1 protein-coding gene is annotated in these 758 nt (G+C 65.0%); it reads right to left on the bottom strand.

Annotated features, from left to right (window positions below):
* Positions 1-758 (bottom strand): serine/threonine-protein kinase (locus A5791_RS05655; protein WP_156661018.1); only part of this gene is annotated, 758 nt, incomplete at both ends.

The following is a 758-nucleotide window of genomic DNA, read 5'->3' as shown; positions in this document are numbered from 1 at the left end:
GTATTCGCTGCCGGTCGCTGAATGGGCTCGGTGATCGCGTCGCGGGCGGCATCGGCAAACTCCACTGTGGTCGCGTATCGCTGGTCGGGGTCTTTGGCCATGCCGGTCGCGATGACCTCGTCGACAGCGGGAGGCACATTGGGTTGGGTGGTCGAGGGTCGCGGCGGGGGGGTACTCAGGTGTGCGGCGACCAGGCGCGCCATCGTGTCTTCCTCGAAGGGCGGGTGTCCGGTCAGGCTTTCAAATAGCACGCAGGCCAGCGAATAGATGTCGGCGCGGGCATCTTCTGCTCTGCTGTCGAGGCGCTCGGGTGCGATGTATTGGAAGGTGCCGATCATGAAGCCCGACTTGGTCATTCGCGTCTCTTCCAGGACGCGGGCGATGCCGAAGTCGATCAGGTAGGCGAAGTCGTTGCGGTCGAGCAGGATGTTGGAGGGTTTGATGTCGCGGTGCAGCAGACCCACCTCGTGGGCGGCGTGCAGAGCTTCAGCGACCTGGCCGATGATGTGTACCGCGCGCGCGGGTTCCAACGGCCCGTCAGCCAGCAGGGTCTGCAGGTCGCGGCCCTCGACCAGGCGCATGTCGACATACAGGCGGCCGTCGATTTCGCCGTAGTGATGGATCGGGATGACGTGCGGGCTGTTCAACCGCGCCGCCGCGTGGGCTTCGCGGCGGAATCGGCCCTGAAAGTCGTCGTCCTCCGACAGATTCGCCGGCAACAACTTGAGGGCCACGATCCGGTCGGTGTCGGTGTCATG

The organism is Mycobacterium sp. 852002-51163_SCH5372311 (assembly GCF_001667115.1).
Taxonomy (GTDB): Bacteria; Actinomycetota; Actinomycetes; order Mycobacteriales; family Mycobacteriaceae; genus Mycobacterium.
This window is presented reverse-complemented; position numbering and strand designations above follow the sequence as displayed.